Here is a 26895-nt window from a genome sequence, read left to right as displayed (position 1 = left end):
CGGCCGCTCGGGCGGGCCGGGCGGGTCAGGCGGGTGAGAAGAGGTGGTCGCTGATGAGCCGGGCCGCGCCGGTGACTCCGGCGGCGGGTCCCAGCTCGCCCAGGACGATCGGCAGGTTGCCGGTGGCCAGCGGCAGGGAGCGCCGGTAGACCTGGGCCCGGACGGCGGCCAGCAGGGTGTGGCCGAGTCCGGTCACACCGCCGCCGATCACCACCAGGGCGGGGTTGAAGAAGCTGACGAGGCCCGCGATGACCTGGCCGACGCGGTTGCCGCCCTCGCGGATCAGGACGAGCGAGGTGGCGTCCCCGGCGGCCGCGGCGGCGGCCACGTCCGCGGCGGTGAGCCGGCCGGACGCCTCCAGGCGGGCCGCGAGTTCCTCGGACCGTCCGGCGCGGGCCGCGTCCTCGGCGTCGCGGGCCAGGGCGGCGCCGCTGAAGTGGGCTTCCAGGCAGCCCCGGTTGCCGCAGGCGCAGAGCCGGCCCCCGGGTTCGACCTGGATGTGGCCGATGTCGCCGGCGCTGCCCGTCGCGCCCCGGTGGACGGTGCCGCCGACGACGATGCCGCAGCCGATGCCCGTACCGATCTTGACGCAGAGGAAGTCGCCCACGGAACGGGCGACGCCCGCCTGCTGCTCCCCCAGGGCCATCAGGTTCACGTCGTTGTCGACCATGACCGGGCAGCCCAGCTCCTGGCTGAGCGCCTCGCGGACCGGGAAGCCGTCCCAGCCGGGCATGATCGGGGGTGCGACGGGGACGCCCTCGGGGAAGCGGACCGGTCCGGGGACGCCGATCCCGGCGCCGTCGAAGCCGGCGGCGAGCCCGGAGTCCCGGAGTTTCGCCGCCATGGACAGCACCTGCTCGAAGACCGCGACGGGACCTTCACGTACGTCCATGGGGTGGTTGAGGTGGCCCAGGACCTCCAGCTCCGCGTTGGTGACCGCCACGTCGACGGAGGTGGCGCCGATGTCGACGCCCAGGAAGCGCAGGTGCGGGGCGAGCCGGATGTTGTGCGAGCGGCGTCCGCCCCGGGACGCGGCGAGCCCGTCGGCGACGACGAGTCCGGTCTCCAGCAGCCGGTCCACCTCGACGGCCAGCTTGGACCGGGAGAGGTCGACCTGATCGCCCAGCTTCGCCCGGGAGTTGGGCCCACCGTCACGCAACAGCCGGAGCAGTCGCGCCTGGTGGGCGTTCGCGGGTCGTGCCGTCATACGTCTCACGCGCCCCTCCCGCCTCGTCGGCCTGTCCGTCGGGCTTGGGAGGGGAACGTAGCAGCGGTTGCCGGGACTGGGAAGAAGTAGCGCAGGAATCCGGCGAACTTTCTCCACTCCGAGGACAAAGGCTGTGCCGCCCACGGCTCACGGGCAGCTGATCACCTGTCCCGCGTAGCTGAGGTTGCCGCCGAAGCCGAAGAGGAGGACCGGCGCCCCGGTGGGGATCTCGCCCCGTTCGACCAGCTTGGAGAGGGCCATCGGGATGGAGGCGGCGGAGGTGTTGCCGGAGTCGATCACGTCGCGCGCGACGACGGCGTTGACCGCGCCGATCTTCCGGGCAACGGGCTCGATGATCCGCAGGTTGGCCTGGTGCAGGACGACCGCGGCCAGGTCCTCCGGGGTGAGGCCCGCCTTCTCGCAGACCTTGCGGGCGATGGGGGGCAGCTGGGTGGTGGCCCAGCGGTAGACGGACTGTCCCTCCTGCGCGAAGCGCGGCGGCGTCCCCTCGATGCGGACCGCGTCCCCCATGGCGGGGACCGACCCCCACAGCACCGGTCCGATGCCGGGGCGTCCGGTCTCCGCCGGGTCGGCGACGACGACGGCCGCACCGGCGCCGTCCCCCATCAGCACGCAGCTGGAACGATCCGTCCAGTCGACGATGTCGCCCATCTTGTCGGCGCCGATGACCAGGGCGCGGGTGGCGGCACCGGCCCGCAGCGCGTGGTCGGCGGTGGCGAGGGCGTGGGTGAAGCCGGAGCACACCACGTTGATGTCCATGACCGCGGGCGCCTCCATGCCGAGGCGGGCGGCGACCCGGGCCGACATGCTCGGCGAGCGGTCGATGGCGGTGGAGGTGGCGACCAGCACCAGGTCGATGTCGGCCGGCTGGAGACCGGCCGAGGCGAGGGCCTTGGCTGCCGCGTGCGCGGCCAGCTCGTCCACCGGCTCGTCGGGGCCGCCGATGTGGCGGGTCCTGATGCCGACGCGGCTGGTGATCCACTCGTCACTGGTGTCGACCATGGCCGCCAGGTCGTGGTTGGTGAGCACCTTGGCGGGCTGGTAGTGGCCGAGCGCCACGACACGTGAGCCGGTCATAAACAAAGGTCCCCTCGCTCCATCTGTCAGGAACCAACCAGTCTTGGTCGCTACCGCCCGGTACGGGGGCAGGTGATCCCACAGGAATACCGGTCCCGGCTTGGAGGGCTCGACAGCCGCAGGTGATCGCGGACGGCACATCCGGTTGCGGCGCCCTGTCCGGCGTGCACGACAATGTCACCGTCGGGGACGCGTCTCGTGCGCCCGCGAGCAGCCACCATCCCGGGGCCCGTCAGGCCCCTCACGTACAGAATCGGGTCCAACGGTCATGGGACGGGTCACCGAGCGCCGCCGCACCATCCGCATCCGGGACGGGGCCGTCTCCACCCGCCCCGACACCCTCGTCGCCGAGGAGCCCCTGGAGATCCGGCTGAACGGGAAGCCGCTGGCCATCACCATGCGCACCCCGGGCGACGACTTCGCGCTGGCGGCGGGCTTCCTGGTCAGCGAGGGCGTGATCGGCGACCGGGGCGATGTGCGGTCGATCGTGTACTGCGCGGGCGCGACCGACGACGGGGCCAACACGTACAACGTGGTGGACGTCGGGCTCGCAGCGGGCGTCGAGGTCCCCGACATCACGCTGGAGCGCAACGTCTACACCACGTCCTCCTGCGGGCTGTGCGGCAAGGCCAGTCTGGACGCCGTCCGCACCACGACCCGGCACCCCGTCGCCGACCTTCCCCCGCTGCTGGTGGAGCCCGCGCTGCTGGCCGGGCTCCCTGACCGGCTGCGGGCGGCCCAGCGGGTCTTCGACCGGACCGGGGGCCTGCACGCGGCGGCGCTGTTCTCGGAGACCGGCGAGCTGATGGACGTACGGGAGGACGTCGGTCGGCACAACGCCGTCGACAAGCTGGTGGGCCGGGCGCTGACGGACGGGCGGCTGCCGCTGTCCCGGTCGATCCTGCTGGTGTCGGGGCGGGCCTCGTTCGAGCTGGCGCAGAAGGCGGTGATGGCCGGCATACCGGTACTGGCGGCCGTCTCGGCGCCCTCGTCCCTCGCCGTCGACCTGGCCGCCGAGACGGGCCTGACCCTGGTCGGCTTCCTGCGGGGGCCCTCGATGAACGTGTACGCCGGAGAGCACCGCATCGCGCTGGACGCGGGCTAACCCACCGGTACGGCCTCGGGCGTCGGCGCCTCCTGGGCGTCGCGGGCGCGCCGCCTGGCGATCACCGCGCAGACCATCAGCTGCATCTGGTGGAAGAGCATCAGGGGCAGCACCGCCAGGCTCGCCTGTGCGCCGAAGAGGACGCCGGCCATGGGCAGCCCGAAGGCCAGGCTCTTCTTGGACCCGGCGAACTGGATCGCGATGCGGTCCGCCCGGCCGAAGCCGAGGCGCTTCGCGCCGTACCAGGTCACCGCGAGCATCAGCGCGAGCAGCACCGCCTCGGCGGCGAGGAGCGCGCCGAGCCTGGCCGGGGTCACCTGGTGCCAGATGCCGGCGACCATGCCCTCGCTGAACGCGGTGTAGACGACGAGCAGGATCGAGCCCCGGTCGACCAGTCCGAGGACCTTGCGGTGCCGGGCGACGAAGCCCCCGATGCGGCGCCGCAGCAGCTGGCCCAGGGCGAACGGCAGCAGCAGCTGGACGCCGATCTTCAGCAGGGCGTCGCCGGAGAACCCGCCCCCGCTGCCGCCGAGCAGCGCGGCGGCGAGGAGCGGGGTGAGGAAGATCCCGGCGATCGAGGAGAAGGACCCCGCGCAGATCGCGGCGGGCACGTTGCCCCGGGCGATCGAGGTGAAGGCGATCGAGGACTGGATGGTCGAGGGCACGAGGCACAGGAAGAGGAAGCCGCTCTGCAGCTGCGGCGCCAGGACGTACGGTACGAGGCCCGCGCTCGCCAGGCCCAGCAGCGGGAAGACGACGAAGGTGCAGGCCAGGACCGTGAGGTGGAGCCGCCAGTGGCGCAGCCCGTCCAGCGCCTCGGCCGTGGACAGGCGCGCCCCGTACAGGAAGAAGAGAAGCGCGACCGCGCCCGTGGAGGCCCCGCCGGCCACCTCGGCGGCCGGGCCCGAGGCCGGCAGCAGTGCCGCGAGGACGACCGTGCCGATCAGCGCCGCTATGTACGGGTCGACCGGCAGCCAGGACGGCGGCTGCGGGATGCGGCGGCGGCTCATCTGCTCCACGTTTCTCTCGACGTCTGTCCCGATGGGGTCGGGCGTGCCCGGGAACCATCCTGCTCGGAGGCCCTCCGATCGGGAAACCCGTACACCGCTCTGACTGTCATCACGCTTGGCGATAGCCTGCCGGGCATGTACGACCCCGTGCAGCTGCGCACCTTTCTGGCCGTCGCCCAGACCCTGTCCTTCACCGCCGCCGCCCGCCGGCTCGGGGTGCGGCAGTCCACCGTGAGCCAGCATGTGCGCCGGCTGGAGGAGGCGACCGGGCGGCAGCTGTTCGCCCGGGACACCCACCGCGTCGATCTCACGGCGGACGGCGAGGCGATGCTCGGCTTCGCACGGACGATCATGGCGGCACACGAGCGGGCGTCGGCGTACTTCACCGGGACGCGGCTGCGCGGGCGGCTGCGGTTCGGCGCCTCGGAGGACTTCGTGCGGACCCGGCTGCCCGACATCCTCCAGGCGTTCCGGCGCGACCATCCGCAGGTCGAGCTGGAGCTGACCGTGGAGCTGTCGGGAACCCTGCACCGGCAGCTGGAGGCGGGCCGTCTGGATCTGGTGCTGGCCAAGCGGCGGGCCGGGGACACGCACGGGCAGCTGGTCTGGCAGGACGCCCTGGTCTGGATCGGCGCGCCGGGGATCAGGCTCGACCCGGACCGTCCGGTGCCGCTGGTCGTCTTCCCGCCGCCGGGCATCACCCGGGCGCGGGCCCTGGAGGCGCTGGAGGAGCAGGGCCGCTCGTGGCGGATCGCGTGCACGAGCGGCAGCCTCAGCGGCCTGGTGGCGGCCGCCCACGCGGGGCTCGGCGTGATGGCGCACACCCGGGGTCTGGTGCCGCCCGGCCTGGAACCGGTGCCGGGCCGGGCGGGGCTGCCGGAGCTGGGCGGGGTGGACTTCGTCCTGCTGCACGGCAGGCGCCGGGGCGGTGCGCAGCAGGCGGCGGACGCGCTGGCGACGGCGATCCTGGCGGGCGGCGACCGGCTGATCCGCGGGGTTCGTGGGCGTGCACCGGCATGACCGGCCCTCACGAGGGGGAGAATGCCCGGGACGCGACCGTCGGCGCCGGGTGGGCCGATCGCCCCGGACCGGCCATACCGGGACACAGCCCCCCACACCAGCAGTGATCGCGGCGTACAGATTCGGTGGAGATTCCCGCGCGAGCCGCTTACCCCGCGGTCCCAAGCGCGCCCGAGCCTTGCCCATCTGGCCTAATTTCGGCCCCTGACCAGTGCAGATACCATGCGGTACGCACCGTTCCGGACACTCCCGCGGGGACGCCCCTTGGGGTAGCGTCGCGGCGCCGTGCGGAGCACCACAAGGAGCAGGTCATTGCGCGAGTTCACTGTCCCCCCCATGGCGGCCGCGCCCCTCGTGGGCGGGCTCGCCGATGTGGTGTTCGAGCATGCCGACGAGGAGCCGCACCGGGTCGCACTCGGCCGAAAGGACGCGGACGGAAACTGGCAGGACGTGACGTCGGCCGCGTTCCGCGACGAGGTGCTGGCGCTGGCCAAGGGGCTGATCGCGCACGGCGTGCGGTTCGGGGACCGGGTCGCCCTGATGTCGCGTACGCGCTACGAGTGGACCCTGTTCGACTTCGCGCTGTGGGCGGTGGGCGCCCAGTCGGTGCCGGTCTACCCGACGTCCTCCGCCGAGCAGGTGCTGTGGATGCTGCACGACGCCGAGGTGTCGGCGGTGATGGTGGAGCACGAGGACCACGCGATGACGGTGGCCTCGGTCATCGACCGGCTGCCCCAGCTGAAGCGGCTGTGGCAGCTGGACGCCGGCGCGGTGGCGGAGCTGGTCGAGGCGGGTGCGCACGTCGAGGACGAGGTGGTGCACCGGCACCGGCGGGCGGTGACCCCGGAGTCGGTGGCGACCGTCATCTACACCTCGGGCACCACGGGCCGCCCCAAGGGCTGCGTCCTCACGCACGCCAACTTCATGTTCGAGGCGGACACCATGGCCTCGCGGTGGGAGTCGGTCTTCCACTCCAGACCGGGCGACGAGGCGGTCACACTGCTCTTCCTGCCGCTGGCCCACGTCTTCGGGCGGATGGTGGAGATCACCGCGATCCGGGGCCGGGTCAAGCTCGGGCACCAGCCGGAGCTGTCCGCGAAGGCCCTGATGCCGGACCTGGTCTCGTTCCGGCCGACGTTCATCCTGGCGGTGCCGTACATCTTCGAGAAGGTCTTCAACGCGGCCCGGCGCAAGGCGGAGGCGGAAGGCAGGGCGGGGCCGTTCGACAAGGCCGTCGACATCGCGGTGAAGTACGCGGAGGCGATGGAGGCCCGGGCCTTCGGCACCGGCCCCGGCCCCTCGGCCGGGCTGCGGATGCAGCACCAGTTCTTCGACAAGGTCGTGTACAAGAAGGTCCGCGAGGCGATGGGCGGCCGCATCCGGCACGCCATGTCGGGCGGCTCGGGCATGGAGCGCAGCCTCGGGCTCTTCTTCGCGGGCGCCGGGGTGACGGTGTACGAGGGATACGGGCTGACCGAGACGACGGCGGCGGCCACCGCGAATCCGCCGGAGCGCACCCGGTACGGCACGGTCGGGCAGCCGATCCCCGGCAGCACGGTGCACATCGCGGCGGACGGGGAGGTGTGGGTGCACGGGGCCCACGTCTTCGGCGGGTACCTCGGCGACCCGAAGGCGACCGACGCGGTGCTCAACGACGGCTGGCTGGCCACCGGGGACCTGGGGGCGCTGGACGAGGACGGTTATCTGACGATCACCGGGCGGAAGAAGGAGATCCTGGTGACGTCCGGCGGCAAGAGCGTGTCGCCGGCAGCGCTGGAGGAGCGGGTGCGGGCGCATCCGCTGGTGGCGCAGTGCATCGTCGTCGGCAACGACCGGCCCTATGTGGCGGCGCTGGTCACCGTCGACCAGGAGGCCGTGGAGCACTGGCTGACGATGCAGGGGCGCACGTCGCTGTCCCCGGGCGAGCTGGTCCGCGACCCGGACCTGGAGATGGAGGTGCGCCGGGCGGTGGTGGCGGCGAACACCGCGGTCTCACAGGCGGAGTCCATCCGTACGTTCCGCATCCTGGCGCACCAGTTCAGCGAGCAGCACGGACTGCTCACCCCGTCGCTGAAGCTGAAGCGCAAGGCGATCGAGACGGCGTACGAGGCCGAGGTGGACGCGCTGTACCGCTGAGCGGGGGACGGATCGCGGCGGCCGGGAATGCGTGGGCGTTCTTGATCGTTGACCCTGGGAGTCCCACCCCCTTCAACGTTAGGATCCTCAGCTCGTGAGCCAGGTCCCCTCCCTCACCCTCAACAACGGCATCGAGATGCCCCAGCTCGGGTTCGGAGTCTGGCAGGTGCCGGACGACGAGGCGACGAAGGCGGTCACCACCGCCATCGAGTCCGGGTACCGCAGCATCGACACCGCCGCGATCTACCAGAACGAGGCGGGCACGGGCAAGGCCATCGCCGCCTCCGGCGTCGCCCGCGACGACCTGTTCGTGACCACCAAGCTGTGGAACAGCGAGCAGGGTTACGACTCGACGCTGCGCGCCTTCGACGCCTCGCTGGAGAAGCTGGGCCTCGACTACGTCGACCTGTACCTGATCCACTGGCCGACGCCGGCCAAGGACGCGTACGTCGACACCTACCGGGCGTTCGAGAAGATCTACGCCGACGGCCGCGCGAAGGCCATCGGTGTGTCGAACTTCCTCCCGGAGCACCTGGAGCGGCTGCTCGGTGAGACCTCCGTGGTGCCGGTGCTCAACCAGATCGAGCTGCACCCGCAGCTCCAGCAGGCCGAGTCGCGCGCCCTGCACGCCAAGCACGGCATCCTCACCGAGGCGTGGTCGCCGCTCGGTTCCGGCAAGGGCCTCCTGGAGGTCCCGACGGTCGTCGCGGTCGCCCGCAAGCACAACCGCACGCCCGCCCAGGCGGTGCTCCGCTGGCACCTCCAGACGGGCAACGTGGTGATCCCGAAGTCCGTGACGCCGTCGCGGATCGCGGAGAACATCGACGTGTTCGACTTCGAGCTGGACGCCGACGACCTGGCCGCGTTCGCGGCGCTGGACGAGGGCAAGCGGCTCGGCCCGAACCCGGGCGAGTTCAACGCCGGCGCCTGATCGCCCGGTCGCCGAAGCCTGACGGGACCGCCGCCCCCGCTCGTACGCGAGCCGGGGGCGGCGGTTTCGTCGTACGCGGGCGGGCTCAGGCGTCGCGCCGGCCCAGGTGGAGGGTGCGGGCCAGGAGCAGGAAGACGTCCGGGCGGCGGTGCAGGGACGCCGGGTCCTCGGGGTCGAGAAGCCGGTCGAGCACGGCGTTGTCGTCGGCGTCCAGATGGTCGCGCAGCCCGTCGCGGCGGCGGGTGAAGTCCGCGACGACCTGTTCGCGGGCCGCGTCGCCGAGGGGCGCGGGCAGGTCGAGCAGGAAGCTGCGGGTGCCCTGCGGGGTGAGGCCGGCCGCGCCGAACAGGGCCGCCCAGTTCTCGACCTCGCGCCGGGCGTCGGGCAGCTCCGCGCGCATCTCCTGGAAGAGCTCCGCCTCGGCGGCCTCCATCCGGGCCTCGATCCCGGGCCTGCCGAAGCCCAGGTCGCGAGGGAGCTGCCGGGCCTGGAGCCCGCCCTCGACCAGGGCGACGGTGCCGCCGGGGCGCAGCAGCCCGCCGAAGCCGGCGAGCACGGCGCGCTGGTCGCCCATGTGGTGCAGGGTGTTTCCGGCCCAGATCAGGTCGGCCTCGCCCAGGGCGGAGAGTTCCTCGGGGAGGGTGGCGTGGAGGGTGGTGACGCGGCCGTCGAGACCGAGCCGCCGCGCCCGGTCCCGGGTGCGGTCGAGGAGGGCGGGGGTGCCGTCGACGGCGACGACCTCGGCGTCCGGGAACACCTCGGCGAGCAGGCAGGCGACGACACCGGGGCCGGCGCCGACGTCGAGGACCCGGCGGACCTTCGGGGCGGTGGGCAGGGCGGCGATCCAGCGGGCCGCCTCGGTGTACTGCGCGCTGCTGAGCTCGGCGTTGCGCTCCAGGAGCGGGGCCATGACGTCCCAGTCGGGTTCGGACCCGCCGTGGTGGTGCCCGTGCGCGGAGGGCTCGTGGTCCAGGCCCTGGCGGCCGTCGTGGTGGTGGCCGTGGCCGGAGTGGTTGCTCATGGCACCAGGGTCACCACGCGCCGCCACGGAGGCAAACATCCTTGCCGTTCCGGCAAGTCGCCGAGGGCGGTGGACCGGCTACCCGCGCCGGAAGGCCAGCAGCCGGTACTCCGGGTCGCCGCGCCGGCGGTCCTGGTCCGGCAGGGCGGCCAGGTCCCGGACGAGCTGTTCGGCGGAGTCGCCCGGCAGGACCAGGCGGGAGGTGTAGTAACCCCGCCGGACCCCGCGTGCCGCGCTGACCGGCGACCGGCCCTGCCCGTGCCCGGTGAAGAACGCATCGCCCACCACTTCGAGGCCGCCCTCCCCCGCATGGGCGACGACCAGGTCCGTGCCGTCGGCCGGGGTCGGCGCCAGATACGGGGCGAACGCCTCGTCGATGTCGCTGCCCACGTCGTGCGCGGCGTCCTTGTCGACGGTGGTGACGAACACCCCGCCCGGCCGCAGCACCCGCGCGGCCTCGGCCACCACCGCCGGGACCGCGCCCGGTTCGCGCAGCAGGTGCAGCAGCCAGACGGCCGAGACCGCGTCCACCGCCGCGTCGGGCAGGGGCAGCCTGCGGGCGTCGGCGAGCACGACGGCGCCGACGCGCTGCCGGGCGACGGCGGCCATGCCGTGCGCGGCGTCGGAGCCGGTCACCCGCAGCCCGGGCCGGCCGGCGGCGATCCGCCCGGTGACCAGGCCCGTACCGCAGCCGATGTCCAGCAGGGAGCGCGCCGTGTCCGGCACCAGGCCGAGCACGGCGGCGGCCGCCGCCTCGGCGCGCGGCAGCCCGCCCCGCGTGTCGTCGTAGACCGCGGCCTCCTGGTTGTAATCCAGCATCGGGAGGGGCTCCAAGCCATGATCGGTGTCCGTGGGCGCGAACCAGAGGTCTGAACCACCAACGTATTGCCGTGCGGCGACGGTGGCCATAACGTGCGGTGATGGAGCTGGAGTTGCGCCATCTGCGAACCGTACGTGCCATCGCCGACACGGGCAGCCTGACCAAGGCCGCCACCGCGCTGGGCCTCGCCCAGCCCGCGCTCAGCGCACAGCTGCGGCGGATCGAGAAGGCGCTCGGCGGCCCGCTGTTCGACCGTGACCACACGGGCGCGCGGGCGACACCGCTGGGCGAACTCGTCCTGGAGCGCGCCCGTGTCGTCCTGCCCGCCGTCAGCGAACTCCAGGAGGAGGCGGTCCGGTTCGCCAACGCGACGGGGTCCATGGAGCGGTTCCGGCTGGGCGGCACGCACGGCCCGCTCCTCGGCGGCCTCGTGGACCGGCTGGCGGCCGCGCACCCGGCCGCGCCGGTGTCCACCTACACCTCCTGGTCCGTGGCCGAGATCGCCTCCCAACTGGTGGACGGGCGGCTCGACTTCGCGCTCATCGGGACCTGCGGCGAGAGTGCCCCGCCGGAGACGGACCGGCTGGAGTGGCAGGTCATCGGGGTCGACCCCGTCTTCGTCATGCTGCCCGAGACCCATCCGCTCGCCGGCCGGGACGAGTTGGGGCTGTCCGAGCTGGCGGACGAGTGCTGGGCGGATGTGCCGGGCGACGGCTGCTTCGCCGACTGCTTCGTGGCGGCGTGCGCGCGGGCGGGCTTCCGCCCGGTGTCGGTGTACGAGACGGACACCTCGTCCGTCGTCCATCTCGTCCAGGTGGGGCGCGCGGTGGGGCTGTGCCGGGCGACGTTCCCGCCGACGCCGGGGGTCGTGACGCGTCCGGTCGCCGGGGCGCCGCTCAGCTGGCGCCACCTGCTGGGGTGGCACCCCCGCTCGGCCGCCGCGTCGGCGGCGGCCGGAGCGGTGAGCGGGCACACCCGGGCGGCGTACGCCCAGGCGGTGGAACGCAGCGAGAGCTACACGCGCTGGCTCGCCGCGCACCCCGGGTTCGGCGCCGCGGTGTGAGGGGCTACTCCGCCCCGTGGCCCGGCGCCACCGCCGCGACCCTGGTGGCGAGGCCGAGGTCCTTCTCGGTGACCTTGCCGCCCGCGTCGTGCGAGTTCACGGAGAGGGCGACGGTGTTGTAGCCGAGCGTCAGGTCGCTGTGGTGGTTCAGCTCGTCCTGGATCGCGGCGACGTGCATCGCGAGGGCGGCGGCGGCGAAGTGCGAGGGCAGCCGGTAGGTGCGGCCGATCCGGTCCTCATCCAGCGACCAGCCGGGCAGCTCGCGCAGCCGGTCCTCGATCTCGTTCCGCGGCAGCGGTGCGGCGGGCATGGGGCGGCTCCCTCACTGGTGGTCGATGCCGGTCGGCGGTGCCGGTGACGTTACGGTCTCCGTATGACAACTGTCGCGCTCGACACGGGGGTAGGACCGCTGCTGCGCAGCTGGCGGGAGCGGCGCCGGATCAGTCAGCTGGAGCTCGCGCTGCGGGCCGGCTCCTCGGCCCGGCACATCTCGTTCATCGAAACGGGCCGCTCGCGCCCCAGCGAGGAGATGGTGCTGCGGCTCGCCGAGCACCTGGACGTGCCGGTACGGGAGCGCAACGCCCTGCTGGTGATGGCCGGTTACGCCCCGCACTACGCGGAGACCGCGCTCGACGACCCGGCGATGGGGGCGCTCCGGGACGGCCTCGACCGGCTGCTGCGGGGCTACGACCCGTATCCGGCGTTCGTCGTGGACGGGACGTACACCGTGGTGGCGGCCAATCAGGGGATGACCCGGCTGCTCGACGGCGTACCGGAACACCTCCTGGCCCCGCCGCTGAACGCGATGCGGCTCACCCTGCACCCGGAGGGCCTGGCCCCGCGCATCCGGAACCTGCGCGAGTGGCGGGCGGATCTGCTGGCCCAGATGGAGCGCCAGATCGCGCTGGTCCGTTCGCCGGAGCTGCGCGAGCTGTACGAGGAGGTCGCGGGGTACCCGCTGGCGGCGGGCCCGGACGGGCACGAGGACTGGCAGCCGCCCTCGTCGTCGGTGCCGTTCGCCCTGCCTCTGGTCATCGAGCACGACGGGCACGTGCTGTCCTTCGTCGCCTCGATCGCCACGTTCAACACGCCGATGGACGTGACGGTGGCGGAGCTGGCCATCGAGACGCTGCTGCCGGCCGATGCGGACACCGCCGCGTATCTGCGCTCGCTGGTGCCCTGAGGGGGGCCGGGCCCGTGTCCGCCGGTGGGGGTGACACGGGCCCGTCCGCGCTACACCCGCGCCCCGTTGTCGTGCGGGTCGCGGCGTCCGGCGCCCTGCCGGGCGCGCGGGGCCCGGGTGCGGGCGGGCGGCGGCACCTTGCTGGTGCGTTCCAGCAGCAGCGCGGCCGGTACGGCGGTCAGCACCGAGGAGTACGTACCGACGACGATGCCGATCAGCAGGGCGAGCGCGAAGTCCGCCAGCGAGTCACCGCCGAGAACGGCGAGGGCGGTGAGGATGAACAGGGCGCCCATCCCGGTGTTCACCGTCCGGGGCACGGTCTGCAGGACCGCTCGGTTCGCCACGTCCGCCAGTGGTGTGCGGCGGGCCTTCGCCCACAGTTCCCGCACCCGGTCGAAGACCACGACCGAGTCGTTGACGGAGTACCCGATGACGGTGAGGAGCGCCGCCAGGAAGATGCCGTCGACGGTGCGGCCCAGCCAGGCGAAGGCCCCGATCAGAATGATCACGTCGTGCACGAGCGCCCCGACCGAGGCGACGGCGAACGTCCAGCGGAACCGGACCGCCAGATAGGCCAGCTGCACGAGTACGGCGATGGCCAGGGCGATCAGGGCGTTGCGCCGCAGTTCGTCGCCGAGGCTGGGGCCGATCAGCTCGTCGCGGACCTTGGTGGTCTCGCCGCCCTCCGCTGCCAGGGCGGCCCGTAGCGCGTGTTCGCCGTCGTTGTCGAGCTCCCCGGTGCGCACGGAGATGTCGCCCGCGCCGGCCGTGGTGACCTCCGCGTCCCCGAACCCGGCGCCCGCCAGGGCGGTGCGCGCGGTCTCCACGTCCACGGGGCGGCTGGTGGAGTATTCGACCAGCCGGCCGCCCGTGAACTCGACGCCGAGGTTCACCCCGCGCACCACGATGCCCGCGACGGCCACCGCGATCAGGACGGCGGAGACCGTCAGCCAGCGGCGCGGGAAGCGCATGAGCTGCGGCTCGCGCCGGGTGAGCCAGGTCCGCACCCGGCCCGGGATCGCGATGCCGTTGACGCCCCGGTAGTCAGCGACGAAGCGCGAACGGGCGGCGATCTCGGTGAGGGCGCGGGCGACGACCAGCGCGGAGAACATCGAGGCCAGGACGCCGATGGCGAGCGTGACACCGAACCCCTTGACCGGTCCGGAGCCGAGGAGGAACAGCAGTCCGGCCGCGATGAGCGTCGTCACGTTGGAGTCGGCGACGGCGGTCCAGGCGCCCTTGAACCCGGCGGCGAGCGAGGCGCGCAGGCTCCTGCCGGGCCGCCCGGCGTACTCCTCCCTGGCCCGCTCGAAGACCAGCACGTTCGCGTCGACGGCCATGCCGATCGCCAGCACGAAACCGGCGAGCCCGGGCAGGGTCAGCGTGACGCCGAGGGCGACGAGGGCCGCGTACGAGATCACTCCGTACGCCGCGAGCGCCACGGCGGCGAGGGCGCCGAAGAGGCGGTAGATGACGATGATGAACAGCGCGGTGGCCGCCGCGCCGATCAGGGCGGCCCGCGCGCTGGCGTCGATCGCGGCGGCGCCGAGCGTCGGGCCGACCGTCCGCTGCTCCACGATCTCGACGGGCACGGGCAGCGCGCCGCCCTCGATCAGCAGGGCGAGTTCGCGGGCCTCGTCCGCGCTGAACGAGCCGGTGATCCGGGTGGAGCCGGAGGGCAGGCCCGTGCCGCAGGACACCGTCGGCGAGACCTGCGGCGAGGAGATGACCCGCTTGTCGAGCACGATGGCGACCCGGCGCCGCTCGTCCTGCACCGGGTGGCAGGCCGCCTCGCCGGTCAGCCGGGTCCAGTTTCGGCCGGCGTCCTTGTGGAAGTCGAGCGACACGGTCCAGCCGGCGCCCTGTTGGGCGTCGAAGGACGCGGACGCCTCCTTGACCCCGGCTCCGGAGAGCGCGGCGGGGCCGAGGGCCAGTGCGCGGCCCTGTTCGTCGGGCAGGGTCGGGCCCTTGCCGTCCTCGGCGGTCGCGCCGGGGCCCTGGACGGCGTGGAAGGTCAGCTGGGCGGTCTTGCCGATGACGTCGGCGGCCTTGCGCGGGTCCTGGACGTCCGGGAGCTCCACGATGATCCGGTCCTCGCCGGACCGGGTGAGGGTCGGCTCCGTCACCCCGAGCGAGTCGATGCGCCGGCGCAGCACCTCCAGGGTGCGGTCGGTGCTCTCGCGGTCGGCCTTCGCGGTGTCGGAGTCCTCGGCCTGGAGCACCATGCGGGTGCCGCCCTGCAGATCGAGGCCGAGTCTGGGTGACATGGTCAGCGTGATGAACACGGAGACGAGCAGCACGGCCGCAGCCAGTACCGCCCGCACCGTGGTGGCGCGCGTCATTGCGGGTTTCCTCCGAGGGAGCGCCGGGCGCGCCCCCACCCCGGTCAGGACGGCGGGAACGGCACGGCGTTGATGGGTCGCGGGACCGGAACGCGGTCCCCGGGCCGGTGGACACCGGCACTCGGAGGCCCGCGCACGCCGGGCAGCGCCACGCGCGGGCGCTGGACGGCGGAGGCGGGGGCGGTACGGACGGACCAGGGGGCGCGACGCGGAAGCGGGGCCCGCGCGGGGCACGGGACGAGCCCGCCGGGGCCGGGCGGGGGCAACTGGTGTGCGGTACGGGGGTGCTCGGCGGCGGCCCACGGGGTGGTGTCCTGGCCCCGGTCGACGGTGGCGGGCGGCGGGACGGCCGCGGCGGGCGGGGCGGTCCGGGGTGCGGTGGGCGGGGCGGTCCGGTGCGCCCCGGACGCCTCGGCCGCCCCGGTGGAGCGCTCGGCGGTCGCCTCCCGTACGGGGAGGCCGGAGGCGGCCGTCGCGGCATGGGCCGCCGTCGCGCGTACGGGGAGGCCCGCCCCGGACTCCGCGGGCGCGCCGCCGACGAGGGCGAGCACGGCGAGGAGCAGCGCGACGAGGCAGTGCCGCGCGGCGGACGGGCGCCCCGGGTGCGCGCTCCCCGGGGGCGGCCCCGGGAGCGGGGTCACCGGGGGCGGCCGGGCAGGGCGGGCGCCGTGGCGTGGCGGAGGACGGAGCTGAGGACCAGTCCGGCCCCGCGCACGACCGTGGTGGCAGGGTCGTCCGTGCGCCGGACCGGGACGCCGAGGCGGACCGCTATCCGGTTGGTGACGTCCGGGCGCAGCGCACCGCCTCCGGCGAGCAGCGGCCCCCTGCGCAGGGCGCCGAGCAGCGCGCCGTGCGGATCCTGCCGCCACATGGCCATGACCATGTCCAGGACGGCGCGGACGGCGGCGGTGGGCGGTTCGCCCGGTTCCAGGTCGCTGAGCCCGGTCTCGGCGAGCCGTGCGTCGCGCACCAGGCCGTCCACGAGCAGGGTCGCCTCGGTCAGCTCGGCGCCGATGTCGAGGACGAGGAGCGGGCCGCCGTCCCCCGGCCCGGCGCACGCGGCGGCGGCCCGGGCGCTGTCCAGGACGATGACGTCCGAGGGGCCGAGCGCGCGGAGCAGGTCGCGGGCCGCGTCCCGGTGTCCGGGGCCGGCGAGCACGGGGTGGCTGAGGACGATGACCGCGTCCTCGCGGCGCTCGCCCAGGGCCCGGTCCGCGATGCGGGCCAGCATCCGGCCGCACGACTCCGGGTCCACGATGCGTCCGCGCCGGACGGGACGGCCGGGCCCGTACTCACCGGTCCCATGGACGGTGTCCGCGACGACTCCCTGGCCGGGGACCCACGCCCTGGTGCGGGAGCTGCCGAGGTCGAGGGCGAGGCCCCGGGTGGCGCCCCGGTAGTGCCGGTGGACGGAGCGGTCGTGGTGCCGTCCGTCGCGCAAAGAACGCATCGCCCCTCACCCCCGGCACGCAGCCGCGGCCGTACACACACCCAGTGACCCGCTGATCGCGAGGCATGGCCGAGCCCTCACTATGCAATAGGGAGGCAAAGAAAGCCACTCCCACGCAAAATCGAAGGACACGGCCCGGCCCCGAGCACGAAGCGCGTGACGCTTACGCGTCGACCGGCAGGAAATCCGCCATCAGCTCCGCGAACTCCTCCGGCGTCGCGATCCGCACCCCCAGGTCCTCCGCCTTGGCCCGCTTGGAGCCCGCCTTCTCGCCGGCCACCAGGAGCGTCGTGCGCTTGGAGACGCTGGAGGAGGACTTCCCGCCGGCCCGCTCGACCAGCTCGTTCATCTGGTTGCGCGACAGCTTCTCCAGCACGCCCGTCATGGCACCGGTGACCACCACGGTCATCCCGGCCAGCGGGGCACCGTCGGCACCGGCGGCCGTCTCGTCGTCGGGCTCCTGCCCGGGTGCGGGCGGCGGGGTCGCGCCCGGTTCGGTCATCGTGAGACCGGCGGCGACCAGCTTGTCGATGAGCGGGGCGAGCTCGGCCAGCTCCGCGACGACGCCCGCCGCCTTCTCCTTGCCTATGCCGTCCACCTGCTGCAACTCCTCCTCACCGGCGGCCCTGATCCGGTCCATCTCCGCGAAGTGGCGGGCGATCCGGCGGGACATGGAGCGCCCGGTGCCGCGCACGCCGAGGGCGCAGAACACCCGGGAGAGGGGCTGCGAGCGGGCCGCGTCGATCGCGGCCAGCAGGTTGTCGGTGCTGGTCTCCCCCATCCGGTCGAGCGTGAGCAGCTGCTCGCGTTCCAGCATGAACAGGTCGGCGAAGTCGGTGACGAGCCCGGCGTCGACCAGCTGGACGACCCGGGTCGTGCCGAGCCCTTCGATGTCGAGCTGGTCGCGCCCGGCGGCGTACGAGACGGAGGCGACGACACGGCAGTCACGGCCGCGCACGCAGCGCCAGCGCTGCTCGCTGCTGTCGATCTCCGAACCGCACTGGGGGCACGCCTCGGGGAAGACGATGGGCTGTTCGTCACCGGTGCGCAGATGGGCGACGGGCGCCTCGATGCGGGGGATGATGTCGCCCGCCTTGTAGACCATCACGTGGTCGCCGACGCGCAGGTCCCGGCGGGTGATGTCGGCCGGGTTGTGCAGGGTGGCGTAACCGACGGTCGAGCCGTCGATCTCGACGGGCTCCAGCACGGCGCGCGGCGCGATGATGCCGGTGCGGCCCACGTTCCACTCGACGCCGAGGAGGCGGGTGACCTTCTCGACCGCGGGCAGCTTGTAGGCGATGGCCCAGCGCGGGGCCCGGGAGCCGGAACCGGCGTCGCGCCGGTCGGCGGCCAGGTCCGCCTTGATGACGATGCCGTCGATCCCGAACGGCAACGCGGCGCGCAGCGCGGCGACTTCCTCGATCCGGGCCTGGACCTCCTCGACGGTGGCGGCGGTGCGCGGCGCGACCTCCGTGTCCGCGGCGGTGTGTACGCCGAGCTCCGCGACCCGGCCGAGCACCTGGCTGTGCGGCAGCTCGGCGAGCGCGGCGGCCGGTTCGCCGGAGTCGGGCAGCGGCAGGGCGCCGTACGCGAAGAACGTCATCTCCACCGTGTACGCGCGGTCCTTGGCGCGCAGGGTGCCCGCGGCGCCGTTGCGCGCGTTGGCGAAGGGGGCGCCGCCGTGCTCGGTGCGGACCGCGTTGGCCTGCTCGAACTGCTCGGTGGTCATCAGGATCTCGCCGCGTATCTCGACCGTGACCGGCTCCGCGAGCTGCTCGGGCAGCCCGACGACGGTCCCGATGGCGTGGGAGACGTCCTCACCGGCGGTCCCGTCGCCCCGGGTGATCAGCCGTTCCAGGCGGCCCCCGTGATACCGCGCGGCGACCGCGAGCCCGTCGAGCTTCGGCTCGACGCTCCACGCGGTGACGGGCCGTCCGATCCGGCGCTCCAGCGACGCGGTCCAGGTGGCGAACTGCTCGGCGGAGAAGACGTTGTCGAGGGAGAGCATCGGCACGGTGTGCGGCACGTCCCCGACGGCCGCGCCGCCCGCCACCTTGCCGGTCGGCGAGGCGGGCAGCACCTCCCGCGGATGCTCCCGCTCGTACGCGGCGATGCCGCGCGCCAGGCGGTCGTACGCGTCGTCGTCGAGCGTGCTCTCGCCCGTGGCGTAGTACGCGGCGGCGGCCTGCGCGGCCTCCTCGACGGCGGCGGCGTAGGAGGCGTAATCGGCGAGCACGACTGCTGAGTTCGTCATGTCCTCCATCCTGCCGTTCGCCACTGACAACGCCCTCGCCGCGCGACGGAACCCCGGAGAGCGCTCTCTCCACCTGTCGGGCGGCAGGAACAGCCAAAATTATCGCGAGAGAGCGCTCTCCAGCCCTTGGCGCCACCCATTCGGCGGCGAAACGCAAGTAATCGAAGGGTCACACCCTCTGTTGACATGCCCTCGCCACGCTTCTACGTTCCCTCACAGAGAGCGCTCTCTCGCCTGATCAGCCGCCCATGATCAGGGCACATCCCCCCACCGCTTCCCCGAACAGGAGTGCCGTGCTCTTCTTCCGTCCGCGACGCAGCGGCTCAGACAGCCACCGCAGAACCTCACCGCCCCGGCGGTACCGCACGGCGGCGCTCGCCGCCGCCGCGCTCGCCCTGACCTTCCTCCAGGCCACCACCGGCAGCGCCTCCGCCGGCCCCTCCGCCGCCGCCCCCAAGGCCGCCGCCGACGTCGTACGAGTGGCCGAGTTCCTGGCGGAGTGCCCCTACACGCACCGGGCCCCGGACGACCCGATCGTCTTCCCGGGCCTGCCCGGCGCCTCGCACATGCACAGCTTCTTCGGCAACGACTCCACGAACGGCCGCTCCGACCTCGCCTCGCTGGAGAAGGCCCGCACCACCTGCTCGCCCGACATCGACCTGTCGTCGTACTGGGTGCCCACCCTGTACGACGGGAACAAGGAGGTGGAGCCCACCGGCACCACGTTCTACTACCTGGGCGAGGGCGTCCGCGACGACGTCATCCGGCAGATCAGGCCCTTTCCCCGGGGGCTGAGGATCGTGGCGGGCAACGCGAAGGCGACCGGACCGAACGACAACACCATCTCGCGCTGGTCGTGCCTGCACCACGGCGAGGTCAACCCGTCGCACGACTTCGTCAACTGCCCGGCGGGCGCGATGCTGGAGTCGTACCTCGACTTCCCGCAGTGCTGGAACGGCAAGGACCTCGACTCACCCGACCACAAGAGCCACATGTCGTACCCGGTCAACGGCGGGTGCCCGTCCACGCACCCCGTGCCGGTGCCCAAGCTCCGCCAGGTGCTGCGGTACCCGGTCAACGGCGACCCGTCCCGGTTCCGGCTGGCGTCCGGGCCCGGCTACACGATGCACGGCGACTTCTTCAACGTGTGGCCCGAGAACGAACTGGCGCAGCGCGTCCGCGACTGCATCAACGCCATCATCAAGTGCGGGGCCGACGGCACCCCCTGACCCCTCCGCGTCCCCGTCTCCACCCGCCCGTCCGGAGCCGCGCGCCCCGGGCGGGCCCTCTCCCGAGGGAGCCCGCGATGAATGCGGCCCGCCGCGTGTCGGCGCTCACCCTGCTCCTCCTCCTGGCCGGCTGCGGCTCCCCGGCGGCCGGCACGCGGAGCACTCCCCCACCGTCCCCCTCGGCCACCGGCGCCCCCGCCGACCCGACGGACGCCGCCTGGGTACAGCTGATGACCCCCATGAACGAGCAGGCGGTGGCGCTCCTCTCCCTCGCCGCCGACCGCTCCGGGGACGCCGGTGTACGGCGCTGGGCCGTGCGTCTGCGGTCCTCCCAGAACGGTGAACTGGGCCGGCTGCGACCGCTGCTGACCCGCATGGGGCTCCCGGACACCAATGTGCACGAGGGCCACCGGATGCCGGGCATGGTGACGGCCGACGACCTCCGCAGGGCCCACTCGCTGAAGGGCGCGGCCTTCGACCGGTTCCTGGTGGACCGGATCGGGGACCACCTGCGCCAGACCGCACAGGTCTCACGGTCGGAGACCGGGGCCGGTACCCGGCAGGACGCCAAGCGGCTCGCCGCCTCCCTGGTCGCGGCCCGCACGGCCGAGATCGCCCGGCTGCCCGCCCTGCCCGAGGGCTCCGGCTGACCTCCGGGTCAACGTACTCCCAAGCCCCGCACGGCCGTTACCGCGCCGGTCGTACCACCCGGTATAAAGACTGCATGCCTGCCGACGCGCCGCCGCCCGCCCGTCCCGTGACCTTGGAGGACGTCGCCGGAGTGGCCGGGGTGTCACGGGCGACGGTCTCCCGGGTGATCAACGGGGCGACCACCGTGGACCCGGCGCTGCGGCGGACCGTGGAGGCGGCGGTGGACGCCACCGGTTACGTCCCCAACCGCGCGGCCCGTTCTCTGGTGACCCGGCGGACCGATTCGATCGCGCTGGTCGTCTCGGAGCGGGAACGGCGCACCGTGCCCGAGCCGTTCGTCGGCCGGATGTTCTCCGATCCGTACTTCGGGCGCGTGGTCACCGGTCTCCTGGAGGTGCTGCGCCCGGTGGGCATCCAACTGGTCCTGATGCTGGCCGACGACCAGGAGTCGCGGGACCAGTTGCTCTCGTACCTGCGCCACGGGCACGTCGACGGGGTGGTGCTGATCTCGTCGCACGCGGACGACCCGCTGCCGGGCCTGCTGCACGGGACCCGGCTGCCGGCCGTGCTCGCCGGGCAGCCGCGCAGGCCGACGCCGCTCACCTACGTCGAGGCGGACCAGCGGGCCGGGGCGCGGCTGGCGGCCGACCACCTCGCCGCGCTGGGCCGCCGCCGCGTCGGCACGGTGTCGGGCCCGCAGGACATGCCGGCCGGTCAGGCGCGCCTCACCGGGTTCCTGGACGCGCTCGCGGCGCACGGCATCCGGGACGTGGCAACCGCCGAGGGCGACTTCACGCATGCCGGCGGCGCGGCGGCGATGCGGCGGCTGCTGGCGGACCGTCCGGACCTGGACGCGGTGTTCATCGCGTCGGACCTGATGGCGCTCGGGGCCGTGCCGGTGCTGCTGCGGGCCGGGAAGGAGGTCCCGGACGACGTCGCGCTCGTCGGGTTCGACGACAGCAGCGCGGCGCTGGCCTGTGATCCGCCCCTGACGACGGTCCGGCAGCCGGTGGAGGAGATGTCGGCGGAGATGGCGCGGCTGCTGCTCAAGCAGATCGGCGCGCCGGTGGACCCGCCGGCGTCCGTGATCTTCCACCCGACGCTCGTGCGCCGGCAGTCCGCCTGATCACGGGCGGCGGGCCCGCTCCTCCGGCCGAACCGGCACCTGGGGCCCCGACGCCTCCTGGAGCCAGCACCTGAGGACCCGGTGCACCGCCTCTGCGCCGACGAGTGCGTCCGGGCGCTCCCCGTCCTCGCCGGCGACGGCGTCCAGCGGGTCCGTCCAGCGCGGCCACAGCAGGAACGGCCGGGACTGGTCGCCGCCCAGGCCGCCGTGCGAGCCGATCTGCTCCTCGAAGGCGTGCACCGTGCCGGCGGCGGGGTCGTACATGGAGTTGACCATCACGTCGGCGACGTGCGGGAAGGTGTCCGTCCGCCGGATCGCGTCCGCCGCCCCGGGACCGTACGGGGCGAGTGGGCCCTGCCCATCCGCCAGCTCCGCCACGGGTATCCGCACCCCGCCCCGGGCCAGCACCACCGAGCCGTACCGCTCGCTGCGGACGAGCAGGAAGCCGATGCCCGGGTGGTTGGCGAGCGTGGAGAGCAGCGCGGGGTGGCGGCGCTCCAGCTGCTCCAGGGACGCGCGGCCCTCGATGTCGGGAAACGCGATCAGGCCGAGGTTCCCGGAGGCGAGGACTATCGGGTCGGAGGGTTTCGCGACGTGCTCCTCCTGGCCCTCGGCGACCGGCCGGTGCAGGGCGATGCGGACCGCGTCGCGCGCCTCGGAGGCGCTGCGGGTGCGCTGCGCGCGCCGGGGCACGGGCAGTCCGCTGCCCGCACGCACCAGGTCCTTGAGGGTCAGCCCGTACACCCCGGCGAAGGTGTCCCCCGGGCTCTGGCCGTGGTCGGACAGGAGCACGATCCGGTAGGTGCGCGGGGCCTGCTCGGCGACCTTGGCGATCAGGGCGAGCGCCCGGTCGAGGCGGGCGAGCACCTTCTCCGCGTCGCGGCTGCGCGGCCCGGAGTGGTGCGCCACCTCGTCGTACGCGACGAGGTCGGCGTAGACGGCGGTCCGCCCGGCGAACATGTCGCCGATGACGGCGGCGACCACCACATCGCGTTCGACGACGGTCGCGAAGGCGCGGATGAAGGGGTACAGGCCGCCGCGCTTGATGCGGGGCGTCTCCTTGCGGAGGCGGGAGCGGGTCGACTGGGCGATCTCCCGGCAGACCTCCGCGACGAAGGAGCCGGCGGTGCGGACGGCGTTGGCCGGGTCTGAGAAGTAGGCGAAGTACCCGGCCCGCGAGCGGCGGCCCTTGCCGAGCCTCGCGGCCATCGACAGGACGAGCGCGAGCTGGTCGGCGCCGCCGCTGAAGAGGTTGCCCCGGCTGGCGCCGTCGAGGGTGAGCAGCCCGCCGTCCCGGGTGCGGGCGACGGCGCGGCGCTGGAGCTCCAGGGCGCTCGCAGGTCTGCTGGAGACCATGACATCGCCGGTCTCCTTCTCGTACCAGCGGAAGGCGGGCACGTCGTGGTTGCTGCCGTGCAGGATGCCGAGCTGGCTGGCGCCGGTCTGGCTGGACCAGTCGGTGCGCCAGGGCATGAGCCGGTGCTCGTCGGGCCCGGCCAGCCAATGGGCGACGGTCGGCATCAACCCGGCGGCGGCCGCCGCGAGGAGGGCGTCGTGGCCGACCCCGTCGAGCTGGATGAAGACGGTGCCCGGCGGGCCTCCGCGCGCGTCGCCGTCCGTGCCGCTGCGCCGGCGGCGCCGGTCGGCCAGGCGGGAGAGGCGGCGGCGGTAGGCGTTGTCGTCGCGCACGGCGAGGGCGGTGGAGGTCGCGGAGGCGACGGCGGACATCACGGCCGCGACGGCGACCGCGGTCTCCGGGGCCGCGGCGCCCCGGCCGTCCGGGATGAGCCGCAGTGCGATCAGCAGCAGCGAGCCATTGAGGAAGAAGACGAGCGCGCCGAGGACGAGGGCCGGGACGATGAGCAGGGCCCGTACCAGCACGGGCCAGACCAGCGCGGAGAGCAGTCCGAAGGCGCCCGCGCCCCAGGCCGCGGTGAAGGCGGTCTTGGTGGTGCTGTCGCCGTCGGGGGACTGGAGCCGGAAGTCGGGGAGGATACCGGCGAGCGCGAGCATGGTGAGCGTCGAGACGGCCCAGACCGCGATCACGCGCATCAGCGCGGCGCCGGTCCGCCGCCATCGTCTGTCGCCCACGCCGTCGTCACCTCACGTCCGGGCCCTCCCGTTCCGGGCCCTGTCCCAGCCTTTCACAGCGGGCCGGAGGGCCCTGCGGCCGGTCAGCAGCCGTCGTATCCGGCGGTCGGCATGGAGAGGCGGCGGTGCACGCCGGCCTTGCCTTCGGCCGTGTAGGACGGCTCGGCGAGCCCGGCGATCTCCAGGCGTACGCCGCGCCGCTCGCACTCGGCGGTGAACTCCGGCACCGAGGCCAGGGCGCGGGCGAGGACCCGGTCGCAGGGGGCGACGAACAGCTCGACCTCGCCGCTCTCGATGTCGGACCAGAGCGCCGGGTGGTCGGGGCGCAGCCCGTAGAGGCGCAGCTGCCGGGTGACGACATAGCCCTGGTCGGCGGCCCAGCGGGCGCACATGACGTGCTGGCCCCTGGTGTCCACGAGGAACGGATCGCCGTCCAGTTCCTCCAGCGGCGTCAGGCTGGCGATGGCCGCCACGCGTACGTCCCCCATGGCCCGTCTTCTCCCCGTGCTCGTCGTTCCCCGACCCTATGCGCCCGTGCGCGAAGGCCGAGGGAGCGTTCCGGGGCGGCGAGGGGGCGCACGGGGGCACGGGCCGGAACCGGTGATCCACGGGTGCGCCGGGGTGCGCGGGCCGCCCGGGCATGACTGGCCGTAGGCTCCTCCGGGCAGGTGTGGAGGGGTCCGAAGGGTCCGTTGAGCAGGAGGAGGCGTCGCGTGCCGGTGGAGATCACCTGGTGGGGTCATGCCACGTGCACGATCGAGGACTCCGGGGTCCGCTTCCTCACCGATCCGCTGTTCGTACGGCGCTTCGCGCATCTGCGGCGGCGCCGGGGCGCGCTGCCCGGTCCGGACGCGGCCGTCGCCGATGTGGTCCTCATCTCGCATCTGCACTCCGACCATCTGCACCTGCCGTCGCTGGCACGGGTCGCCCCGGGGGCGCTGGTGGTCGTGCCGCGCGGTTCGGTGCGGTCGGTGCCGGGACTGCGGCTGCTGCGCCGGGCGCGCGGTCTGCGGATCACCGAGGTGGTCGCGGGCGACGAGGTGCGGGTGGGCGGAGTGCGGGTCCGGGCCGTCCCGGCGCTGCACGACGGCCGGCGCCTGCCGCTGGGCCCGCACCGCTCGCCCGCGCTCGGTTACGTGGTGGAGGGCGCGGCGCGTACGTACTTCGCCGGGGACACCGGGCTCTTCGAGGACATGGCGCAAGCGGTCGGCCCGGTGGACGTGGCGCTGCTGCCGGTCGGCGGCTGGGGGCCCTACCTGGGCCACGGCCACCTGGACGCGGGGCGGGCGGCGCAGGCGCTGACCCGGCTGCGGCCGCGCGCGGCGGTGCCGGTGCACTACGGCACGTACTGGCCGATCGGGATGGACGGGGTCCGGCCGCACGAGTTCCACGCGCCGGGCGAGGAGTTCGTGCGCAAGGCGGCGCTGGTGGCGCCGGAGGTCGCGGTGCACCGGCTGGCACACGGCGAGCGGGTGCGGCCGGAGGGCTGCGCGTGATCGAGTTCCTGCGCCAGACGGCGCAGCTGCCCGCCGAGTCGACGCAGCAGGCGGTCGGCTATCCGTCGCTCTTCCTGCTGGTGGCGCTGGGCGCGCTGGTGCCGGTGGTGCCGACGGGCGCCCTGGTGAGTTCGGCGGCCGTGGTGGCGTTCCACCAGTCGTCGCCGTTCTCGCTGCTGGTGGTGTTCGCGGTGGCGTCGGCGGCGGCGTTCCTGGGGGACATATCCCTGTACTGGCTGGGGCAGCGGGGGGTGCGGTCGAAGAACGGGTCGCGGTGGCTGCGGACGATCCGGGACCGGGCGGCGCCGGAGCGGCTCGAACAGGCGCAGCGGAAGCTGGACGAGCACGGGGCGGCGGTCCTGGTGCTGTCCCGGCTGGTGCCGGCCGGGCGGATCCCGGTGATGCTGGCGTGCCTGCTGGGCGGGATGGGGCTGCGGCGGTTCGCCCGGGGCGATGTGCCGGCGTGTCTGGCGTGGGCGGCGACGTACCAGCTGATCGGCATCCTGGGCGGTTCGCTGTTCCCGGAGCCGTGGCAGGGGGTGGTCGCGGCGGTGGGCCTGACGCTGCTGATCAGCGGGGGGCCCGCGGTGTGGCGCCGGACGCGGGCGTGGTGGGCGCGGTGACGCCGGACGGCCGGGGCGGCAGCAGACGGGAGCCGCCGATGGGCAGGTCCCAGAGCCGGTCGCGGGCGTGCCCGGCGCGCTGCCAGGCGGTGCGCAGCCGGGTGAGCGGTTCGAGGACCGGTTCGGCGGACAGCAGGAAGGTCCCCCAGTGCATCGGGGCCATCGCGTGGGCGCCGAGGTCTTCGTACGCCTGCACGGCCTCCTCCGGGTCCATGTGGACGTCGCCGAGCCACCAGCGGGGCTCGTACGCGCCGATCGGCAGCAGGGCGAGGTCGATGCCGGGGTGGCGGCGGCCGATCTCGGCGAACCGGTGGCCGTATCCGGTGTCGCCGGCGAAGTAGATCCGGCCGCCGTCCCCCGGCCCGGCGGTGTCCCGGATGACCCAGCCGCCCCACAGCGAGCGGCAGGTGTCGGTGAGGGTGCGCCGGGACCAGTGGTGGGCGGGCACGAAGTCGAAGCGGACGCCGCCCAGCTCGGCGGACTCCCACCAGTCGAGCTCGGTGACGTTGCCGAAGCCCCGGCGGCGGCACCACTGGCCGAGTCCGGCCGGGACGAGGAGCGGGGTGTCCCGCGGCAGCCGGCGCAGGGTGGGGGCGTCCAGGTGGTCGTAGTGGTTGTGGCTGATGACGACCGCGTCGACGGGTGGCAGGTCGGCCCAGCGGACCCCGACGGGTGTGATGCGGGCCGGGGTGCCGAGGATGCGGCGTGACCACACGGGGTCGGTGAGGACGGTGAGGCCTCCGGTGCGGATGATCCAGCTGGCGTGCCCGGCCCAGGTGACGCACGCGGCCCCCGCCGGCACGGGCGGCAGGGGCTCGGGGGCGTACGGCAGGCGGTGGATGTGGCGCAGGCCCTCCGCGTTGGGCCGGATGGCGTGCTCGCGGGCCAGCCGGGACATGCCCCGGACGCCGGGGAGCGGGGCGGTGAGCCGGTCGGCGAAGCTCCGGGGCCAGGTCCGTACCTCGCCGAGGGGGCGCGGGGTAACGAGCGCGCCGCGGACCACGGGGGGTGCGACCGGGCTCTGGGTCTGGTCCGTCAT

At 74.0% G+C, this 26895-nt stretch carries 24 protein-coding genes; 11 read left to right on the top strand and 13 right to left on the bottom strand.

Features of this window, described 5'->3' with window-relative positions:
• Window positions 1-25 precede the first annotated feature (25 nt).
• Together ABZ565_RS08920 and ABZ565_RS08915 are read right to left on the bottom strand one after the other, a co-directional pair.
• A complete protein-coding gene (locus ABZ565_RS08920) occupies window positions 26-1207 on the bottom strand; it encodes an ROK family transcriptional regulator (protein WP_361022342.1) in 1182 nt (393 codons plus the stop codon).
• Window positions 1208-1354: 147 nt separating this feature from the next.
• Window positions 1355-2305: a beta-ketoacyl-ACP synthase III gene (locus ABZ565_RS08915; RefSeq protein WP_361022339.1), complete on the bottom strand. Its 951-nt coding sequence runs from the start codon at window positions 2303-2305 to the stop codon at window positions 1355-1357.
• A 268-nt stretch (window positions 2306-2573) separates the two neighbouring features.
• Here ABZ565_RS08915 and fdhD point away from each other — a divergent pair, with 268 nt between their 5' ends.
• Entirely contained in the window at window positions 2574-3410 is an 837-nt protein-coding gene (gene fdhD, locus ABZ565_RS08910) for a formate dehydrogenase accessory sulfurtransferase FdhD (RefSeq protein ID WP_361022336.1), read from the top strand.
• Here fdhD and ABZ565_RS08905 read toward each other — a convergent pair.
• The gene (locus tag ABZ565_RS08905) at window positions 3407-4420 is read right to left on the bottom strand and encodes a bile acid:sodium symporter family protein (protein ID WP_361022333.1); all 1014 of its coding nucleotides are present in this window, start codon (window positions 4418-4420) and stop codon (window positions 3407-3409) included. The genes fdhD and ABZ565_RS08905 overlap by 4 nt on opposite strands.
• Before the next feature lie 135 nt (window positions 4421-4555).
• Here ABZ565_RS08905 and ABZ565_RS08900 point away from each other — a divergent pair, with 135 nt between their 5' ends.
• The 3 genes from ABZ565_RS08900 (at window position 4556) to ABZ565_RS08890 (ending at window position 8507) form a co-directional block, all read left to right on the top strand.
• Window positions 4556-5440, top strand: coding sequence for a LysR substrate-binding domain-containing protein (locus ABZ565_RS08900; protein WP_361022330.1), 885 nt, complete (start codon window positions 4556-4558; stop codon window positions 5438-5440).
• A 336-nt stretch (window positions 5441-5776) separates the two neighbouring features.
• Complete coding sequence (locus ABZ565_RS08895) at window positions 5777-7576, top strand: AMP-binding protein (RefSeq protein ID WP_361022327.1); 1800 nt, start codon at window positions 5777-5779, stop codon at window positions 7574-7576.
• Window positions 7577-7670: 94 nt separating this feature from the next.
• A complete protein-coding gene (locus ABZ565_RS08890; RefSeq protein WP_361022324.1) occupies window positions 7671-8507 on the top strand; it encodes an aldo/keto reductase in 837 nt (278 codons plus the stop codon).
• 85 nt (window positions 8508-8592) lie between these two features.
• Here the strand turns inward: ABZ565_RS08890 and ABZ565_RS08885 are convergent, their stop codons facing one another.
• Window positions 8593-9528 (bottom strand): class I SAM-dependent methyltransferase, encoded by a 936-nt coding sequence (locus ABZ565_RS08885; RefSeq protein WP_361022321.1) that lies wholly within the window; start codon window positions 9526-9528, stop codon window positions 8593-8595.
• A 78-nt stretch (window positions 9529-9606) separates the two neighbouring features.
• Window positions 9607-10347: a methyltransferase domain-containing protein gene (locus ABZ565_RS08880; protein ID WP_361022318.1), complete on the bottom strand. Its 741-nt coding sequence runs from the start codon at window positions 10345-10347 to the stop codon at window positions 9607-9609.
• Between the two features lie 101 nt (window positions 10348-10448).
• On the opposite strand from ABZ565_RS08880, the gene ABZ565_RS08875 reads away from it, so the two are divergent.
• Entirely contained in the window at window positions 10449-11411 is a 963-nt protein-coding gene (locus ABZ565_RS08875; protein WP_361022315.1) for a LysR family transcriptional regulator, read from the top strand.
• A gap of 4 nt (window positions 11412-11415) precedes the next feature.
• Here the strand turns inward: ABZ565_RS08875 and ABZ565_RS08870 are convergent, their stop codons facing one another.
• Complete coding sequence (locus ABZ565_RS08870) at window positions 11416-11721, bottom strand: 4a-hydroxytetrahydrobiopterin dehydratase (protein WP_361022312.1); 306 nt, start codon at window positions 11719-11721, stop codon at window positions 11416-11418.
• 63 nt (window positions 11722-11784) lie between these two features.
• On the opposite strand from ABZ565_RS08870, the gene ABZ565_RS08865 reads away from it, so the two are divergent.
• Window positions 11785-12594: a helix-turn-helix transcriptional regulator gene (locus ABZ565_RS08865; protein WP_361022309.1), complete on the top strand. Its 810-nt coding sequence runs from the start codon at window positions 11785-11787 to the stop codon at window positions 12592-12594.
• 50 nt (window positions 12595-12644) lie between these two features.
• Here ABZ565_RS08865 and secD read toward each other — a convergent pair whose 3' ends face one another.
• The 4 genes from secD to ligA form a co-directional block, all read right to left on the bottom strand.
• Entirely contained in the window at window positions 12645-14936 is a 2292-nt protein-coding gene (secD, locus tag ABZ565_RS08860; protein WP_361022307.1) for a protein translocase subunit SecD, read from the bottom strand.
• A 44-nt stretch (window positions 14937-14980) separates the two neighbouring features.
• Window positions 14981-15577 (bottom strand): hypothetical protein, encoded by a 597-nt coding sequence (locus ABZ565_RS08855; protein ID WP_361022304.1) that lies wholly within the window; start codon window positions 15575-15577, stop codon window positions 14981-14983.
• Window positions 15574-16386 carry a rod shape-determining protein gene (locus ABZ565_RS08850; RefSeq protein WP_361022301.1) on the bottom strand — a complete coding sequence of 271 codons (813 nt, stop codon included), beginning with the start codon at window positions 16384-16386 and terminating at the stop codon, window positions 15574-15576. Before ABZ565_RS08850 ends, ABZ565_RS08855 begins: the two co-directional genes overlap by 4 nt.
• Window positions 16387-16549: 163 nt before the next feature.
• Window positions 16550-18649 carry an NAD-dependent DNA ligase LigA gene (gene ligA, locus ABZ565_RS08845; protein ID WP_361022637.1) on the bottom strand — a complete coding sequence of 700 codons (2100 nt, stop codon included), beginning with the start codon at window positions 18647-18649 and terminating at the stop codon, window positions 16550-16552.
• A 284-nt stretch (window positions 18650-18933) separates the two neighbouring features.
• On the opposite strand from ligA, the gene ABZ565_RS08840 reads away from it, so the two are divergent.
• The 3 genes from ABZ565_RS08840 to ABZ565_RS08830 all read left to right on the top strand — a co-directional run bounded on the left by ABZ565_RS08840 (window position 18934) and on the right by ABZ565_RS08830 (window position 21646).
• Window positions 18934-19869 carry a DUF1996 domain-containing protein gene (locus tag ABZ565_RS08840; RefSeq protein ID WP_361022298.1) on the top strand — a complete coding sequence of 312 codons (936 nt, stop codon included), beginning with the start codon at window positions 18934-18936 and terminating at the stop codon, window positions 19867-19869.
• Window positions 19870-19946: 77 nt separating this feature from the next.
• Window positions 19947-20519, top strand: coding sequence for a DUF305 domain-containing protein (locus ABZ565_RS08835; RefSeq protein WP_361022295.1), 573 nt, complete (start codon window positions 19947-19949; stop codon window positions 20517-20519).
• A gap of 74 nt (window positions 20520-20593) precedes the next feature.
• Window positions 20594-21646 carry a LacI family DNA-binding transcriptional regulator gene (locus tag ABZ565_RS08830; RefSeq protein ID WP_361022292.1) on the top strand — a complete coding sequence of 351 codons (1053 nt, stop codon included), beginning with the start codon at window positions 20594-20596 and terminating at the stop codon, window positions 21644-21646.
• Here ABZ565_RS08830 and ABZ565_RS08825 read toward each other — a convergent pair whose 3' ends face one another.
• Window positions 21647-23737 (bottom strand): phage holin family protein, encoded by a 2091-nt coding sequence (locus tag ABZ565_RS08825; RefSeq protein ID WP_361022289.1) that lies wholly within the window; start codon window positions 23735-23737, stop codon window positions 21647-21649.
• An 83-nt stretch (window positions 23738-23820) separates the two neighbouring features.
• On the bottom strand, window positions 23821-24225 hold the full coding sequence (locus tag ABZ565_RS08820; protein ID WP_361022286.1) for a hypothetical protein: 405 nt from the start codon (window positions 24223-24225) through the stop codon (window positions 23821-23823).
• A gap of 225 nt (window positions 24226-24450) precedes the next feature.
• On the opposite strand from ABZ565_RS08820, the gene ABZ565_RS08815 reads away from it, so the two are divergent.
• Entirely contained in the window at window positions 24451-25233 is a 783-nt protein-coding gene (locus ABZ565_RS08815; protein WP_361022283.1) for an MBL fold metallo-hydrolase, read from the top strand.
• Window positions 25230-25856: a VTT domain-containing protein gene (locus ABZ565_RS08810; protein WP_361022280.1), complete on the top strand. Its 627-nt coding sequence runs from the start codon at window positions 25230-25232 to the stop codon at window positions 25854-25856. The genes ABZ565_RS08815 and ABZ565_RS08810 overlap by 4 nt, the downstream gene beginning before the upstream one ends.
• Here ABZ565_RS08810 and ABZ565_RS08805 read toward each other — a convergent pair.
• Window positions 25804-26895, bottom strand: coding sequence for an MBL fold metallo-hydrolase (locus ABZ565_RS08805; RefSeq protein WP_361022277.1), 1092 nt, complete (start codon window positions 26893-26895; stop codon window positions 25804-25806). The genes ABZ565_RS08810 and ABZ565_RS08805 overlap by 53 nt on opposite strands.

It is taken from the genome of Streptomyces sp. NPDC016469 (assembly GCF_040632905.1).
Lineage (GTDB): Bacteria > Actinomycetota > Actinomycetes > Streptomycetales > Streptomycetaceae > Streptomyces.
Note: the sequence above shows the minus strand (reverse complement) of the source record. Positions and strands in the feature narration are given on the sequence as shown.